Origin of the sequence: Aquidulcibacter paucihalophilus, from assembly GCF_002105465.1 — a bacterium.
Taxonomy (GTDB): domain Bacteria; phylum Pseudomonadota; class Alphaproteobacteria; order Caulobacterales; family Aquidulcibacteraceae; genus Aquidulcibacter; species Aquidulcibacter paucihalophilus.
In genome coordinates this window covers 80561-94043 of record NZ_NCSQ01000171.1, presented here as the reverse complement: position 1 = coordinate 94043, position 13483 = coordinate 80561, and the positions used below count along the sequence as shown (strand labels likewise).

12 protein-coding genes are annotated in these 13483 nt (G+C 55.2%); 4 read left to right on the top strand and 8 right to left on the bottom strand.

What is annotated here, in order from left to right; genetic code table 11:
• The first annotated feature begins 187 nt into the window (after positions 1 to 187).
• Complete coding sequence (locus B7364_RS15575; protein ID WP_085340957.1) at positions 188 to 1483, top strand: dicarboxylate/amino acid:cation symporter; 1296 nt, start codon at positions 188 to 190, stop codon at positions 1481 to 1483.
• Here B7364_RS15575 and B7364_RS15570 read toward each other — a convergent pair.
• From B7364_RS15570 to B7364_RS15560, 3 genes are all read right to left on the bottom strand, one after another.
• Complete coding sequence (locus B7364_RS15570; RefSeq protein WP_085340956.1) at positions 1480 to 3027, bottom strand: peptide ABC transporter substrate-binding protein; 1548 nt, start codon at positions 3025 to 3027, stop codon at positions 1480 to 1482. The genes B7364_RS15575 and B7364_RS15570 overlap by 4 nt on opposite strands.
• Positions 3028 to 3074: 47 nt before the next feature.
• Positions 3075 to 4271 carry a glutamine-hydrolyzing carbamoyl-phosphate synthase small subunit gene (gene carA / locus B7364_RS15565; protein ID WP_085340955.1) on the bottom strand — a complete coding sequence of 399 codons (1197 nt, stop codon included), beginning with the start codon at positions 4269 to 4271 and terminating at the stop codon, positions 3075 to 3077.
• A 95-nt stretch (positions 4272 to 4366) separates the two neighbouring features.
• A complete protein-coding gene (locus B7364_RS15560) occupies positions 4367 to 6166 on the bottom strand; it encodes a cation:proton antiporter domain-containing protein (protein ID WP_085340954.1) in 1800 nt (599 codons plus the stop codon).
• A 92-nt stretch (positions 6167 to 6258) separates the two neighbouring features.
• Between B7364_RS15560 and B7364_RS15555 the strand changes: the two genes are divergently transcribed.
• On the top strand, positions 6259 to 6708 hold the full coding sequence (locus B7364_RS15555) for a hypothetical protein (RefSeq protein WP_085340953.1): 450 nt from the start codon (positions 6259 to 6261) through the stop codon (positions 6706 to 6708).
• A gap of 9 nt (positions 6709 to 6717) precedes the next feature.
• On the opposite strand, the gene B7364_RS15550 is transcribed toward B7364_RS15555, so the two are convergent.
• Genes B7364_RS15550 through B7364_RS15535 form a run of 4 tightly spaced genes read right to left on the bottom strand, consistent with a single transcriptional unit; the run spans position 6718 to position 10160 of the window.
• Positions 6718 to 7494: an SDR family oxidoreductase gene (locus tag B7364_RS15550; protein ID WP_085340952.1), complete on the bottom strand. Its 777-nt coding sequence runs from the start codon at positions 7492 to 7494 to the stop codon at positions 6718 to 6720.
• Positions 7495 to 7508: 14 nt separating this feature from the next.
• Entirely contained in the window at positions 7509 to 8051 is a 543-nt protein-coding gene (locus B7364_RS15545) for a TetR family transcriptional regulator (protein WP_085340951.1), read from the bottom strand.
• A gap of 49 nt (positions 8052 to 8100) precedes the next feature.
• Positions 8101 to 8748, bottom strand: coding sequence for a LysE family translocator (locus B7364_RS15540; RefSeq protein ID WP_085340950.1), 648 nt, complete (start codon positions 8746 to 8748; stop codon positions 8101 to 8103).
• The gene (locus B7364_RS15535; protein WP_085340949.1) at positions 8748 to 10160 is read right to left on the bottom strand and encodes a Mur ligase family protein; all 1413 of its coding nucleotides are present in this window, start codon (positions 10158 to 10160) and stop codon (positions 8748 to 8750) included. The genes B7364_RS15540 and B7364_RS15535 overlap by 1 nt, the downstream gene beginning before the upstream one ends.
• 122 nt (positions 10161 to 10282) lie before the next feature.
• Between B7364_RS15535 and trmD the strand changes: the two genes are divergently transcribed.
• Positions 10283 to 10978: a tRNA (guanosine(37)-N1)-methyltransferase TrmD gene (trmD, locus tag B7364_RS15530; protein WP_085340948.1), complete on the top strand. Its 696-nt coding sequence runs from the start codon at positions 10283 to 10285 to the stop codon at positions 10976 to 10978.
• Positions 10979 to 11105: 127 nt separating this feature from the next.
• The gene (gene rplS, locus B7364_RS15525) at positions 11106 to 11483 is read left to right on the top strand and encodes a 50S ribosomal protein L19 (RefSeq protein WP_085340947.1); all 378 of its coding nucleotides are present in this window, start codon (positions 11106 to 11108) and stop codon (positions 11481 to 11483) included.
• A gap of 63 nt (positions 11484 to 11546) precedes the next feature.
• Here rplS and B7364_RS15520 read toward each other — a convergent pair whose 3' ends face one another.
• Entirely contained in the window at positions 11547 to 13418 is a 1872-nt protein-coding gene (locus B7364_RS15520) for an ABC-F family ATP-binding cassette domain-containing protein (protein WP_085340946.1), read from the bottom strand.
• Positions 13419 to 13483 lie beyond the last annotated feature (65 nt).

The following is a 13483-nucleotide window of genomic DNA, read 5'->3' as shown; positions in this document are numbered from 1 at the left end:
GATGTGAAGCGTTAATAGCCGTCTGACCCGCCCAAAGGCAAAATAGCGAGGAACATGAGCAGCTTATTGCAATTCACACCGCATCTGACGCCAGTTTGCTCACAGTGAATTGACCCCTCGGCAATTGCGCGTTGGCACCATCAGTCGTTTTCTGAAGGTTTGTTACGCTCGCACCCGTTGGACCTACATGACCGCCTTTTTTCAAAAGCCCTTGTGGCTTCGCATCCTCGTTGCCATGGTTTTGGGTGTCATTTTGGGCTTTGGGATTAGGCCAGAGGGCTATCTCAATGGCTTAATCGACGGAGAGGCATGGTCCGCTGCGCTGAAGCTGGTTGGAGATGCCTTTATCCGCTTAATTCGGATGTTGTCCGTCCCCTTGATATTTGTATCTGTCGCTGCAGCGGTGGTGTCGATTGGTGATTTGAGTCGTTTAGGGAAGTCTGGAGCCCGCATCGCGGCGCTCTACATTCCTTCGGGTCTTTTGGCTGCGTGTCTCGGCGTGAGTTTGGCGATGCTGATCCAACCCGGTGCAGGGATTGAGGCCCCCGCCGGCCTTTCTGCGCCACCGGTGAAGCCTCCTCCGACGGGGGCAGACATCTTGGCCATGTTTATTCCGGCCAATCCAGTGAAGGCCTTGGCCGAAGGCGATATGTTGAGCGTGATCGTCTTTGCTATTCTATTGGGTATTGGCGTTTTGGGCGCGCGAGAGGCGGCAAAACCTGTTGCTGACGTCTTGGACGGGGCAGCCCATGCCCTGACCAAGCTTGTCACTTACATTATGGAACTGGCCCCGATTGGCGCTTTCGCTTTGATGGCTTGGGCTGTCGCCTTAATGGGGGCAGATGCGCTGGTAAAGCTCGCCGCTTTAATTGGCACCGTCTATCTTGGCTGTTTCATTTACGGCTTTGTTGTCTATGGCGGCTTTATCAAGTTTGTCTTGGGCTTGCCCATTTTGCCGTTCTTCAAGGGCATGTCAGAGGCCATGGCTGTTGCCTATTCGACATCGTCTTCTAATGCGACCTTGCCTGTCACCATGCGTTGCATGATCGAAAAATTGGGCATTTCTCGTCGGATGAGCGCCTTTGTCTCGTCCATGGGCGCAACCGTCAATATGGATGGTACGGCGATGTATATCTGCATCGTGACCATTTTTGGCGCACAATTGTTTGGGATTCCGCTCGATAGCGGTCAATTGGTCGGGATTGTGATTGCGGCATCCTTAGGGGCAATCGGTGCGGCAGGCATTCCTGGCGGATCAATCGTCTTCATTCCTTTGGTCTTGGGAATCGCAGGAGTGCCCGTTGAGGTGATCGCCATCATTCTTGGCGCTGATCGGATCATGGACATGATGCGCACAGTCGTGAACGTCTTGGGCGACAGCGCCGCCGCCGTCGCGGTTGCAAAATGGGAAGGCGAGCTTGATGTCGATGCCTATAAAGACAATCAGTTACGCGAGGCACCTGTTGCCCAAAGCCAAGGCTAGGATTTGGTCAATCTCAGTGTCGGCCAAATGATAGGAGCAATCCCCTCAAGACCCCCAGTCACGCGGGAGTTTACAAGCCAAGAAGACGGGAAGAACCATACACCTGTAACGGGGCAGGCCTTTAACAAGATTTGCTCGGCAGCTAATGCCTTTTCAAGGCGGGCGGTAGGCTCGTTTTGGGCCCGCGCATCGGAAAGGGCTTGATTGAAGGCCGGGTCTTTCCATTGGTGAGAATAAGCTGTCCCACCCTCTCCCCACGATGCCATCAGGTCGATCGCATCAGACTTCATACCCTTATCAATGCTGACAATGGCGCTCTCGAAGTCAAAGCCATTCAAACGTGAAATGATGGCGCTGGAATCTGCGGCAAACATGGTGGCCTCAACCCCGATCTGCTTCCACATATCGACAATCTGAATTGCGGCACGTTCGCGATCATCTTTGGTTACCAAGATTTCAAATCGCAACGGATTTGCGGGCGTATATCCCTTTGCGCTCAAAATGGCGCGCGCACCGTCTGGATCATATTTGGGTTGAGCTTGATCACGAACAAATCGCCCGGCCGGCTCGACAGATCCGCGCATTACCGCATTTGCAATAACCGAGCGGTCAAAGCCCATGGCCAGCGCCCGTCGAATGTCGGGGTCTTGAAGTTGTGGCTTTTTGGTATTGAAACTGATGTAGATTAGACGTGGCGCTTGGAAACGTTGATACTGGCTGCCGAATTCTTTGGCAAAGTCGCCTGCCCGCAATAGGGGTGGATCTTGCGCCAAATCAAGGTCGCCGGATTGGAACATACGTAACCGGGTCGAGGAATCATCAATAGCTTCGACACTGATCTGTCCGGGCATGCCTACTACCCAGCCACCTTTGGGGTTCTTGTCGAATACCAACCGCGTTTGCGACCGCTCTATCGGCTTGTAGGGCCCTGAGACAACAATCTTATCTAAGTCAGTCCATTTTTCGCCGTGTGCGGCGATCGTATGCATGGGTACAGGATAGAATTCCTGCATACGGCTCCAGAAAGCCGCATCAGCTACTTCCAGTTCAATCACTAGGCTCGTTGGGCTTGGGGCCGAGACGCCAATTGTTGTCGGATCTTTGCCGTCTACAACGCAATCGCGATAGCCCTTGATCATATAAAGTTCTGACGCGTCGGCATAAGCTGTCTTTCGGTCAGCACCCATCCGCAAGCTATCAAGAACATCTTTTGAATCAATGGCTTTTCCATCTGACCATGTAAGGCCTTGTGCGATTTCAAAAGTCCAGGTCTTGTTGTCTTTGCTGGGGGTCCAAGATGTCGCAAAGCCCGGGGCCGGACCGCCCTTTGGGCCATAGCCCACCACTGGCAAGTAGAATTGTCGGAACAGCAAAGCTGCGGCGGCGAATTCTGCTTTCAACGGGTCTAGAGAGTCGGGGCCACCGCGCAAGCCGACCCTCAAGATATCGGCTGGGGCTGCGGTCTTGCCACAGGCAGACAGCGTCGAAAGGGCAGGAACGATGGTGAAGCTGGAGAGAAGGGTGCGGCGATTGATCTGGCTCATGGCCTGACAATGCCGCCCAAACTCACGACGTCAAGTGCACAAGCGTGTCATTTCGCCTGTTTGTGCGCCCGCATTGCTTCTCTAAAGCGCTCAAACAAATAAAAGCTGTCTTTAGGTCCCGGGCTAGCCTCTGGGTGATACTGCACTGAAAACACTGGCTGATCGGCCAATGCAATGCCGCAATTGGAGCCATCGAATAGGGAAATGTGCGTTTCGACAACACCTTCGGGCAGGCTTGTGCGATCAATGGCAAAGCCGTGATTCATGGAAACGATTTCGACCTTGCCTGTTGAAAGATCTTGCACGGGGTGGTTTGCGCCATGGTGGCCCTGCGCCATCTTGACGGTCTTTGCCCCTAAAGCGAGCCCCAGCATTTGATGACCCAAGCAGATACCAAAAACCGGCACTTTGGCCGCGATGATCTTTTGGATCGCCTCGACCGCATAGGCCCCGGTTGCAGCAGGGTCGCCTGGGCCATTCGACAACAAGACGCCATTGGGTTTGCGGGCTAGCACCTCTTCGGCGCATGTTTGAGCTGGCATTACATGGATCTTGGCACCGGTCGAGCCAAGGCAACGCAGGATATTTTCTTTCACGCCAAAGTCGAGCACGACGACACAAAGGTCTTCTTGGGTGTCGACCGTGCCGGTCCCCGCTGGCCAAACCCATTGGGTCCCATCAAAGTCATAGGGTGTTTGGCAGGTAACGTCTTTGGCTAAGTCCAAGCCCTCTAAGCCAGACCAAGCGGCAGCTTTGGCCGCCAAGGCGGCGACGTCAATCTGGCCGTCTGGCGCGTGGACAATCACGCCATGTGGCATACCATGTTCGCGAATTCTTACAGTCAGTGCCCGCGTATCAATGCCGGTAAGGCCAACAATGTTCTTCGACTTAAGCCACGCGTCCAATGAAGCGGTAGAGCGCCAATTCGATGGGCGCGTGATGTCCGCACGCATGACCGCACCACGAGCGCCGTTTGCAGCGGGCGGGGATACATCTTCTTCGTCTTCACCATTGGTCCCCGTATTGCCGATGTGGGGTGCGGTAAAGGCGACGATTTGCCCAGCATAGGATGGGTCCGTTAGGATTTCCTGATAGCCCGACATTGCTGTGTTAAAGCAGACTTCAGCGACAGCTTCGCCAATTGCGCCACAGCCGTGGCCCCAAAAAACTGTGCCATCCGCTAAAACAAGGGCGGCTGTCGGTTGGCGCGCGAAAGCGAGCGCGTGGTCTTGCGCAGAGGTCAAGGTGGTGCTCCCGGGATTTTGTTGCTGTTAAGCCTGTGAGCGCGTGAGGTCAAATCAGGATGGCAGCAGTGTCCATAATGCGGAGCAGGCAGTGCTTACGTACCCTCTTTTTGATGTTGATCCCGCAGTACCCGCATGCGCTCTGATGGTGTGGCGGAGGTTGAGGCCTCCAGCAGCGAAGCGCGCATGGAGGCCCGCTTCTCATGAATGGCGACGAGGATATTGCCCATCGCCACACCGGACTCAACTAGAATGGCTTCACCGACTTGCAAGCTGGCCTCTAGGGTTTCTGGCACTGCTTCGCGAACCCCCAAGCTATAAAGATGGACGGCGTGTGCGGCGTCTCGACTGCGCGCAACGATTGGCAGATTTGGCTGTTCAAGGTGGGCAGCTGTTACGACTTGGTCAACGGCTGGGCCGCCATCCATGGTTACAACCAAGGCCCGCGCCCGCTCGATCCCGCATGCACGCAGAAATTCGCCGCGCGAAGCGTCACCAAAATAGACGTTCTTTCCCGATTTGCGGGCCCGACGGACCCGATCAATATCTGAATCTACGGCAAGATAGGGAATTTTTTGCTCGGCCAGTAGTTCTACGACGACCACGCCGACCCGGCCATAGCCAGCGACAATAACATGGGGGCTTTCTGTTTGACTGGCTTGTTGCGCCAAATCCCTTTCCTCGGCGTCGGTGGGCTGTGCCGCGTTGGTCTTTTGCTTCCCATAGCGACCCAAAAGCGGGATCAGGCACATCGTGATGGCTGTAACAAGCAAGGCAAAGTCTGCTTGTTCGGCGGGTAGAACCGAGAGGCTGGTTGCTAGGCCTAGGACCACAAAGGCAAACTCTCCACCAGGTCCAAGGATCAGTCCTGCCTTGATAGCGGCGGGTCGCTTAATACCGAAGCTGGGGCCAAGCGCGGCGACGACTGCGGCCTTAAGTGCGATCAAACCGATGATTGCCCCGGCAATCTCAAGCGGCCGCTCCAGTACTTTTGCGATATCAACACTCATCCCCACCGAAACAAGGAAGACACCCAATAATAGGCCTTTGAATGGTTCAATAGTTGCTTCAACTTCTCGGCGATACTCCGTTTCGGCCAACAAGAGGCCTGCCAAAAAGGCCCCGAGGGCCATGGAAAGTCCCGCAGCCGCGCTGCCGAGGGCTGTTGCAATCAACACCAATAAACAGGCAGCCATAAAGATTTCCGGGCTGCGGGTCCGCGCGGCCTGCCGAAACAGAGGCCGCAGAACTATTCGTCCAATCACGATAGTCAAGCCAACGGCAAGCACCGCCAGCGCCAAGCTCTGAACAAGTCCGCCGACGCCAAGGCCCATCCTGTCGGGTGCCAGCATCGAGACCGCAAATAGAACAGGGACGACGGCCAAATCCTGAAAAAGTAGGACGCCAAAAGCGCCGCGTCCGGTGGGGCTGGTCAGGCGCCTTTGCTCGGCCAAAGTTTGCAATACAACGGCGGTTGACGATAAGGACAAGGCAAGGCCGATAACCGCGGCCCCGGTGCCGGTTGTATCAAGGAAAAAGTAGCAAACCGCGAAAATCGCAAGTGCCGATAGACCCAATTGGAGGGAGCCAAGGCCAAATACGACTTTCCGCATCATGTTTAGGCGCTCAAACGACAGTTCAAGACCGATTGCAAAAAGTAGAAATACGATTCCCATTTCCGCCATCATGGCGATGGACGCGCGATCTTGGATGGTGAAGCTATTCAGCCAGGGCTGCTGGACGGCCAATCCTCCCAAGCCTGATGGCCCCAAGAGGATGCCGCATAGGATGAAGCCGAGGACGGGGCTGATTTTAAATCGGTGGAACAGGGGCACGACTATGGCTGCAGCCGTCAGAATAATGACAGGCTCTTTAAAGGCCGTCATGTCCACCATACCTGCCAAAATATATCCTCCTGCACTAAGCCTAGTGTAGTCTGGCTTGATTTGCCACGTTTCTTTAACGCGTTTCCTAGAAAATCGATGTCATGACCGATTCGATTCAAATTCTGAGCAGACGTTGCTTCGCTAAGTCTGCGACCGCTGCAACGCTTGCTTTGACCTCTAGTGCGAGCGTCGGGGTTCTCTCAGCGGAGGCCGCAAAGCCTGTGCCCAAAGGCGGCGGCAATGAGGCCGGCTTTCTCGGGTCTAACCAAATTACAGCCAGTATCATGCGCCAGTATCGGTCAATTGGTATCATCCAGATCGATATGGGTATTGTAGTGAGTGCCATGCCCCAGCGGGAGCGGGCACAAGCAGCCACGCCATCTTTACGAGCGGCTTGGCGTGGTGTGGCGCAGGAATTTGTGAATAGCTTCTTCGTCCCGGGCCGTGTGCCCGATACGCAGATTTTAGGTCAGCGCATGCAGGCGGTAACCGACCGTGTGGTCGGCCCCGGCATTGCACGTGTCGTGTTGTTGTCTGTCATTGTGCGTTAGGCTTTCGGCCTACATGGCCGAGATGCCGCCATCGACTTTCAACTCTGCCCCCGTGACAAACTTGCTCTCATCGCTGGCCAGATAGACGGCCGCATAAGCGATATCGTCTGGTTCACCTAAGCGGCCTAGCGGCACTTGGCGAGCCAGTTTTGCATAAGCTTCTTCTTGTGAGCCAACCAATCCAGCCATTCCGTCTAGGATGGGTGTCTTGATAAAGGTTGGGTGGATCGAATTGCAGCGGAAACCCGGCACTTTGCGTGCGCAATGAAGAGCGACGGACTTTGTCAGCAACCAAACAGCGGCCTTTGCGGCATTGTAAGCGGCATAATTGGCTGAAGCGATCAGGCCAGCGATGGAGGAGATGTTGACGATTGCGCCGGGCCCATAGGGTTTCATGACGCCAAGGGCATATTTACATCCTAAGAAGACGGAATCGACATCTACCGCCATTACCTTCTTCCAGTTCTCAAAGCTTTCGCTTTCAACCGAACCAAGGCTGCCGATACCGGCGTTGTTGACCAGAACATTGAGGCCTCCCATGGCATCATGGGCTGCATTGACGATCTCGATCCAACGCGCTTCCGAGCAAACATCTTGCTGGAAGGCGGTAGCATGGCCGGGATAAAGCGCGTTGATGGCAGCAGCGGTTGCCTCAGCACCCGCTCCATTAATGTCAGTGACGACGACTTTTGCGCCTTCCTTGGCATACATGGTCGCGATGGCTGCACCTAAACCTTGGGCAGCCCCGGTGATTAAGGCCATTTTGCCGGCCATACGTCCAGTCATTGTCGTCTCCCTGATTATGTGTGACGTAGTCCATCCCACGCCGCTTGTTCGAGTTGTTTGAGACTTTCCACCGAACAGGCATGGTTGCGCAAGAGGGCAGACAGTGGACCCCAGACAATAGCAGCCAATTCTTCTCCGCTGAGTGGCTTCAACGCGCCGGTGGCCGCGCCATCGCGCGCAAATATCGCGCTAGCCTTGATGAAGGCGCTGTCAGAGGCCATCGGCTTGCGCGCTAGATAGGCCGCTATGTCCGCTTTCTGTAACGCAAACTCGGCAAGCCTAGACCACATTAACCGAAATCGCTCTTCAAGACTAAGTCGCGCTGGGAAGGGCGCGAAAACATGGCGATCAAACTGGGCTTGTGCGCGAGCGTTAAGAAGGACGGCAAGTGCTGTTTTCGAGGGTGCAATTCGATACAAGGTGCCTACGGCGATTTGGGCAGCGGCGGCCAATTCCGGCATGGAGATGCTGTCAAGACTATCACCTAACGCGACCGATGCGCGCAGGAGGCGGTCCTCAATGACTGAAACCGGTTCTGGGGAACGTCTCTTAGCCATGCCCACATCTCACTGAAAAAATATTCAATGAAGTGGTTTGCTTGAGAGTTCAATGCGCAGTCCTAAGCAGCATCATCGTGGCTGTGCTGAGGAGCAATATCCCAACAGCTCCTGAAAAGAGGCGGGCGAAGCGGGCTTGCGCAAACTGTTGCGCCATCAGGCCACCGGCGAGTGCAAACATCGACATGGTGATTGTATCAAACAGAATCGTCCCAGCCGCGAACATCGCCAATTGCGGGACCGTGTCGCGCTGTGGGTCAATAAAAGGCGGTAAGACAGCGGTAAAAAAGAGCAGTGCCTTTGGATTGCTGATCTGAACCAGAAAGCCGTCTTTGAAAGGGTTGCTCCCTGCAGCATGTCCCGTAAGTTTGAAGCCTTGCGTCTCCTTCGACAGCGCGGACCGCAGCGCCTTAAAGCCCAACCAAGCCAAATACAGCCCGCCCAATATGGCAAGCATGGAAAACACGGTGGGATAGAGTTGCATCAGCACACCCAATCCTAATGCCGCAAAGACGAACCACACCAATGAAGCAACGTTCATTCCGAACACACCCCATAGTCCCGCACGTGGACCATGGGCCAGCCCGGTTGCCAAAGCAAACAGGTTCGCTGGCCCAGGAGTCGCAGCCATACCCGCCATAATCAGCAAGAAAGATACATAGGCGTGGGGGTCTATGGGGAGATGGTCGAAGTTCATCAGCTAGCGGTCCGGTCCCCAAATAATGCGTCGAGGCGTTTGGGGAGGCTGTGGGCTAGGCCATCAAGCGGTCCAGAGGACAGAAGGAGGACGACCTCATCCCCCTTGAGTCGGGTCGGCATTTGTTCAAGAAAGGAATCTGTATCCTCCACGCCTTGGGCGGAAACACCGGCGGAATGGACGCGCGACAAGATTTCGACGAGCGTGAGCTGGCTTTGGCTTGCCGCGCCAATTCGGGGCGGCGGTAAAATATGGACCTGATCGCAGCCGTCAAAAACACGATCATACCAGCTCAATGCGTCTTGATTGCGCCAAGAAAATGTATGCGGCTCAAATACGACCACCAAAGGGCGGCTCGGGAAATGGAGGCGGATCGCATCAATCGCGGAGCGGGCTTTCTCAAAGGAGGAACCAAAACCTTCATAAGCCGGGACGACGGAGGTGTTGGTTTTCTTGTCAAGGCGACGGGCAACGCCGCGGAAGGCACGCACTGCCGCTTGAATCTGCGAAGGGGTCATCAGGCCACGTTCCAGCACAAAGGCGGCGCCGCCGATCAGATTCTCAATATTGTGGAGGCCCAACAATTCGGTCTCCAGTGCGATCCGGTCGCCGTTTGGGCAAACAAGGTCAAATCGGGTGACTTCACCGATTGTGATCGCGTCAGCGAAATAGCCCGGATTGGATTTAAGGCCGTACCAGATTGCTGGTCGGTCCCCGACCAACCGACGCACGGGCTCATAGGTGTGGCAAGCGATCAACAATCCGTCTTTGGGTAAGTTTGAGAATAGCTTGGAAAAAGGGGCTTCATAACTCTCCATCGTCGGGAACATATTGATATGGTCATGAACAATGGAGGAAATCAGGATGTGGCTTGGATGATAGAGTTCGAACTTGCTGCGCCGATCCTGCAGGCTGACGATATATTCATCGCCTTCCATGACAAACAATGGGTCTGTGCCCGCGTGGCCAGTTTTGGGCAAGTCTAGCGGGATCGCACCAATGAACCAGCCAGGATCTTGCCCAGCATGGCGCAATAGGAAGGCAACCAAGGCGGTGAGCGAGCTTTTGCCAAAGCTGCCCGCAACAATGAGATTTTCGCGTCCTTGTGTGTAGTGGCCAAGGTAAGTTGCGAAATTATAGCAAGGGACGCCGCGCGCCTGCAGTTCAGCTAATTCGGGATTGGTTGCCGGGTCCATTTTTGCAGTGGTTCCTACCACAGCTACGTCGATTTTCTTTGGTAGATTGGCCACGTCAAAGCGCTTGGCATAGACAATGCCAGCTTGATCAAGATAGGTTGATACGGGCGGGAAAACCCCTTCATCTGATCCGGTGACATTATTGCCTTGCGACTGCAAGACGCTGGCCAAAGCGCTGACGCCAGCTCCACCGATTCCCAGAAAATAAATGTTCATTCTGACCCTTTAGCGCGGCTTTTCGGGGCCGTCACGTCTGGGTTCGCAGGTCGCGTTCGCGGGCTCCTGCCGTTATGTTTGGGCCGACTTCGCAGAAGCTTATAGCTAGGCTAGAAGACACCATGCCCTTTTCTGTCTCCGTCATCACCCTAACCCCAGAGGCCTGGCCCGGCGCGCTTAGCGCATCCTTGATCGGCAATGGGCTTGAGAAATCCGTATGGTCGCTGGAATTGATTCACTTGCGAGGCTTTGGCGATGGGAAGCACCGTCAGGTCGACGACACCCCAGCTGGAGGTGGTGCTGGCATGGTGATGAAGGCCGACGTAGCTGCTCGTGCCATTGATAGCATTCCTCGTGATGGTCGTCCTCTGATTTACCTAACCCCGCGTGGCAAGCCCTTGACCCAAGCTCGGGTTCGAGAATTGGCTGCGGGCCCAGGTGTCATCTTGTTTTGTGGCCGCTTTGAAGGTCTTGATGAACGTGTCATTCAGGCACGTGAGATGGAGGAAATATCGGTGGGCGATATCGTCTTGACTGGGGGGGATTTGCCCGCGCAAATGCTGGTCGAGGCCAGTGTACGTTTATTGCCTGGCCTTCTCGGCAATGCCGAAAGCCTAGGCGAGGAAAGCTTTGAAACAGGCCTCTTAGAACATCCACTCTATACCCGGCCGCGCAGTTTTGAGGGCCACGAAATCCCGCTCGTCCTGATGTCGGGCGATCACGCTAAGATTGCCGCGTGGAAGAAAGAGCAATCTGAATCCGCGACTGAGGCGCGCCGACCAGACCTTTGGGCAGTTTATAAGGGTGACAAAGCCTGATCATTCGTATAAATGCGCCTCTTCTTTCAACCTCAAAGTTCTCTTTGACAACAACAATGCCGCGGCCTGCTTGAGCTTTTGATCTGGTTTCAAAGACTTAAGTTGGAATCGTGCAAGGTGAGCTGATATGAATATCATCGAAACACTCGATGCCGAGGAAGTCGCACGCGTCTCCGAAGGCAAGTCCATCCCAGAATTTTCGCCAGGTGACACCCTGCGCGTCAACGTGAAGATCAAAGAAGGTGAACGCGAGCGCGTTCAGGCCTATGAAGGCGTTTGTATTGCCCGCTCTGGCGGTGGCATCAATGCTAACTTCACTGTTCGCAAAATCTCTTTCGGCGAAGGCGTTGAGCGGGTTTTCCCACTGCATTCGCCAAACGTTGAGTCGATCACCGTCGTGCGTAAAGGTAAAGTTCGCCGCGCCAAGCTGTATTATCTGCGTGATCGCCGCGGTAAATCGGCTCGCATCGCTGAGCGCACCGACGGCCGCGGCTTCGGCGAATAAGCTAAGCTATTGGCACATAGTTACAAAGGCGGTCCCTTGGGGCCGCCTTTTTCGCTTTAGCTGTCAGGATGCAGCCTCAATCGCCTCACTAAGCTCAAGCCAGGCTGCCTCCGCCTTGGCCAGGGCTTCTGCGTGCCAAGCGCGCTTCTTGGTGAGTTCTTCGATAGCCTTCGCCCCTTCGGTATAGAGGCTGGGGGAGGCAAGCCGCGCATCGATGGTGTCAAGAGCGTGCTGCTCCTTGGTGACGGCTTTTTCTGCGTCGGCCAAGCGAAAGCGCAAAGTGGAAAGGGAGGGCGCTTTTTTGCCGCCACTGACGTCATTCTTGGTAGCGGCCTTGGGTGCATTTTTACCTGCACTGCCGCCATCGGGGCGATCTGCACTGAGGACCAGACCTCGATAGTCCGTCAAGTCCCCGTCATAGGCGCGAGCTTGGCCGTTATGGACCAGCCACAGCCGGTCCGCGCATGCCTCAGCCAAATAAACATCGTGCGTAATCAGCAATACGGCACCAGAATATTCATTCAGCGCGTGGATCAGCGCTTCCCGACTATCGATGTCCAAGTGGCTGGTCGGCTCGTCCAAGATCAGAACGTGCGGCTTGGCATAAGCCATGAGGCCTAAAAGCAAACGCACCTTCTCCCCGCCCGAGAGCTTTTCGACATGGGTATCGATTTTTTCTTGCCCGAACCCCATCCGAGCGGCCAAGGATCGGTGGCGCGAAGGCGGCCAATCCGGCTCGAGATCCCGGACGTGCTGCAGCACGGTTTCCCCGGCGCGCAATTCATCCAATTGATCTTGACTGAAATAGCCGATCTTGACCGCTTTTGAGGCGCGCCGCTTGCCATTCAACAATTCTAGCCGGGCACCAATGGATTTGACCAAAGTGGTTTTGCCTTGCCCATTGGGTCCGATGATGACGATGCGGTCATCGTGGTCGAGGCGGAAGTCAACCTTCCTCAAGACAGGCTTTCCATCAATATAGCCGAGGTCTGCTTCGTCTAATTGGATGAGGGGTGAGGCAAGCTCGCTTGGTTCTTCAAAATGGAACGGCATTGCCCGGTCCGCGATTGGAACCGAGATTTCCTGCATCTTCTCCAACATTTTGATCCGGCTTTGGGCCTGGCGAGCTTTGGAGGCCTTGGCCCGGAAGCGGTCGACAAAGGCTTGTAGATGGGCGCGCGCCGCATCTTGTTTGGCTTTCTGACCGGCCAAGAGTGCGGCCCGTTCGGCACGCCGACGCAGATAGGTGTCATAGCCACCCGCATGGACTTCAAGCTTCGCGTCTTCCAGCGCCATAATGTGGGTCACAGAGCGATTGAGCATTTCGCGGTCATGGCTGACGACCAGAACCGTATTTGGATATTTGCGTAAAAAGGCCTCTAGCCAAGCCGCACCCTCAAGGTCGAGATAATTGGTCGGCTCGTCCAAAACCAAGAGGTCAGGCATCGAGAATAAGACCCCTGCCAAGGCGGCGCGCATCCGCCAACCACCCGAGAAGGAGCCTGCCGGGTTCATCAGTTCGTCTTGTTTAAAGCCAAGGCCGACAAGGATTTCACTTGCGCGCGCTTCAGCTGAATAGGCGTCAATATCAGCCAAGCGTGTGTGGATTTCGCCGATGCGATTGGGGTCCGTCGCGGTTTCTGCTTCTGCCATGAGACTGGCGCGTTCGGTATCTGCTGCCAAGACGACTTCCAGCATTGGGTCAGGTATTGCGGCGATCTCTTGGGCAACGAAACCCATACGCGCGCCACGCTTTAGGCGCACACTGCCGTCGCCCTTCACGGCTTCATCTTGAATGATGCGCAAAAGTGTTGATTTGCCAGAGCCATTCTTGCCCACCAAACCGACCTTCCAGCCGTCTGATATGACGGCATTGGCCCCATCGAACAGCACGCGCCGCGCGAGACGATAGGTTAGATCTGTGATTTGCAGCATGGGATTCGTTTTCTGACGACAAGTCTTAGGAGGACACGTTTTCTGAGGGATTTGGCAGGTGTCGT

What these genes read in the sequence shown, in the direction of transcription:
- B7364_RS15575 (WP_085340957.1), top strand. Translation starts at nt 188, where the DNA reads ATGACCGCCTTTTTTCAAAAGCCCTTGTGGCTTCGCATCCTCGTTGCC.
- trmD (WP_085340948.1), top strand. Translation starts at nt 10,283, where the DNA reads ATGCCCTTTTCTGTCTCCGTCATCACCCTAACCCCAGAGGCCTGGCCC.
- B7364_RS15570 (WP_085340956.1), bottom strand. Translation starts at nt 3,027, where the DNA reads ATGAGCCAGATCAATCGCCGCACCCTTCTCTCCAGCTTCACCATCGTT.
- rplS (WP_085340947.1), top strand. Translation starts at nt 11,106, where the DNA reads ATGAATATCATCGAAACACTCGATGCCGAGGAAGTCGCACGCGTCTCC.
- B7364_RS15535 (WP_085340949.1), bottom strand. Translation starts at nt 10,160, where the DNA reads ATGAACATTTATTTTCTGGGAATCGGTGGAGCTGGCGTCAGCGCTTTG.
- B7364_RS15545 (WP_085340951.1), bottom strand. Translation starts at nt 8,051, where the DNA reads ATGGCTAAGAGACGTTCCCCAGAACCGGTTTCAGTCATTGAGGACCGC.
- B7364_RS15540 (WP_085340950.1), bottom strand. Translation starts at nt 8,748, where the DNA reads ATGAACTTCGACCATCTCCCCATAGACCCCCACGCCTATGTATCTTTC.
- B7364_RS15520 (WP_085340946.1), bottom strand. Translation starts at nt 13,418, where the DNA reads ATGCTGCAAATCACAGATCTAACCTATCGTCTCGCGCGGCGCGTGCTG.
- B7364_RS15550 (WP_085340952.1), bottom strand. Translation starts at nt 7,494, where the DNA reads ATGACTGGACGTATGGCCGGCAAAATGGCCTTAATCACCGGGGCTGCC.
- B7364_RS15555 (WP_085340953.1), top strand. Translation starts at nt 6,259, where the DNA reads ATGACCGATTCGATTCAAATTCTGAGCAGACGTTGCTTCGCTAAGTCT.
- B7364_RS15560 (WP_085340954.1), bottom strand. Translation starts at nt 6,166, where the DNA reads ATGGTGGACATGACGGCCTTTAAAGAGCCTGTCATTATTCTGACGGCT.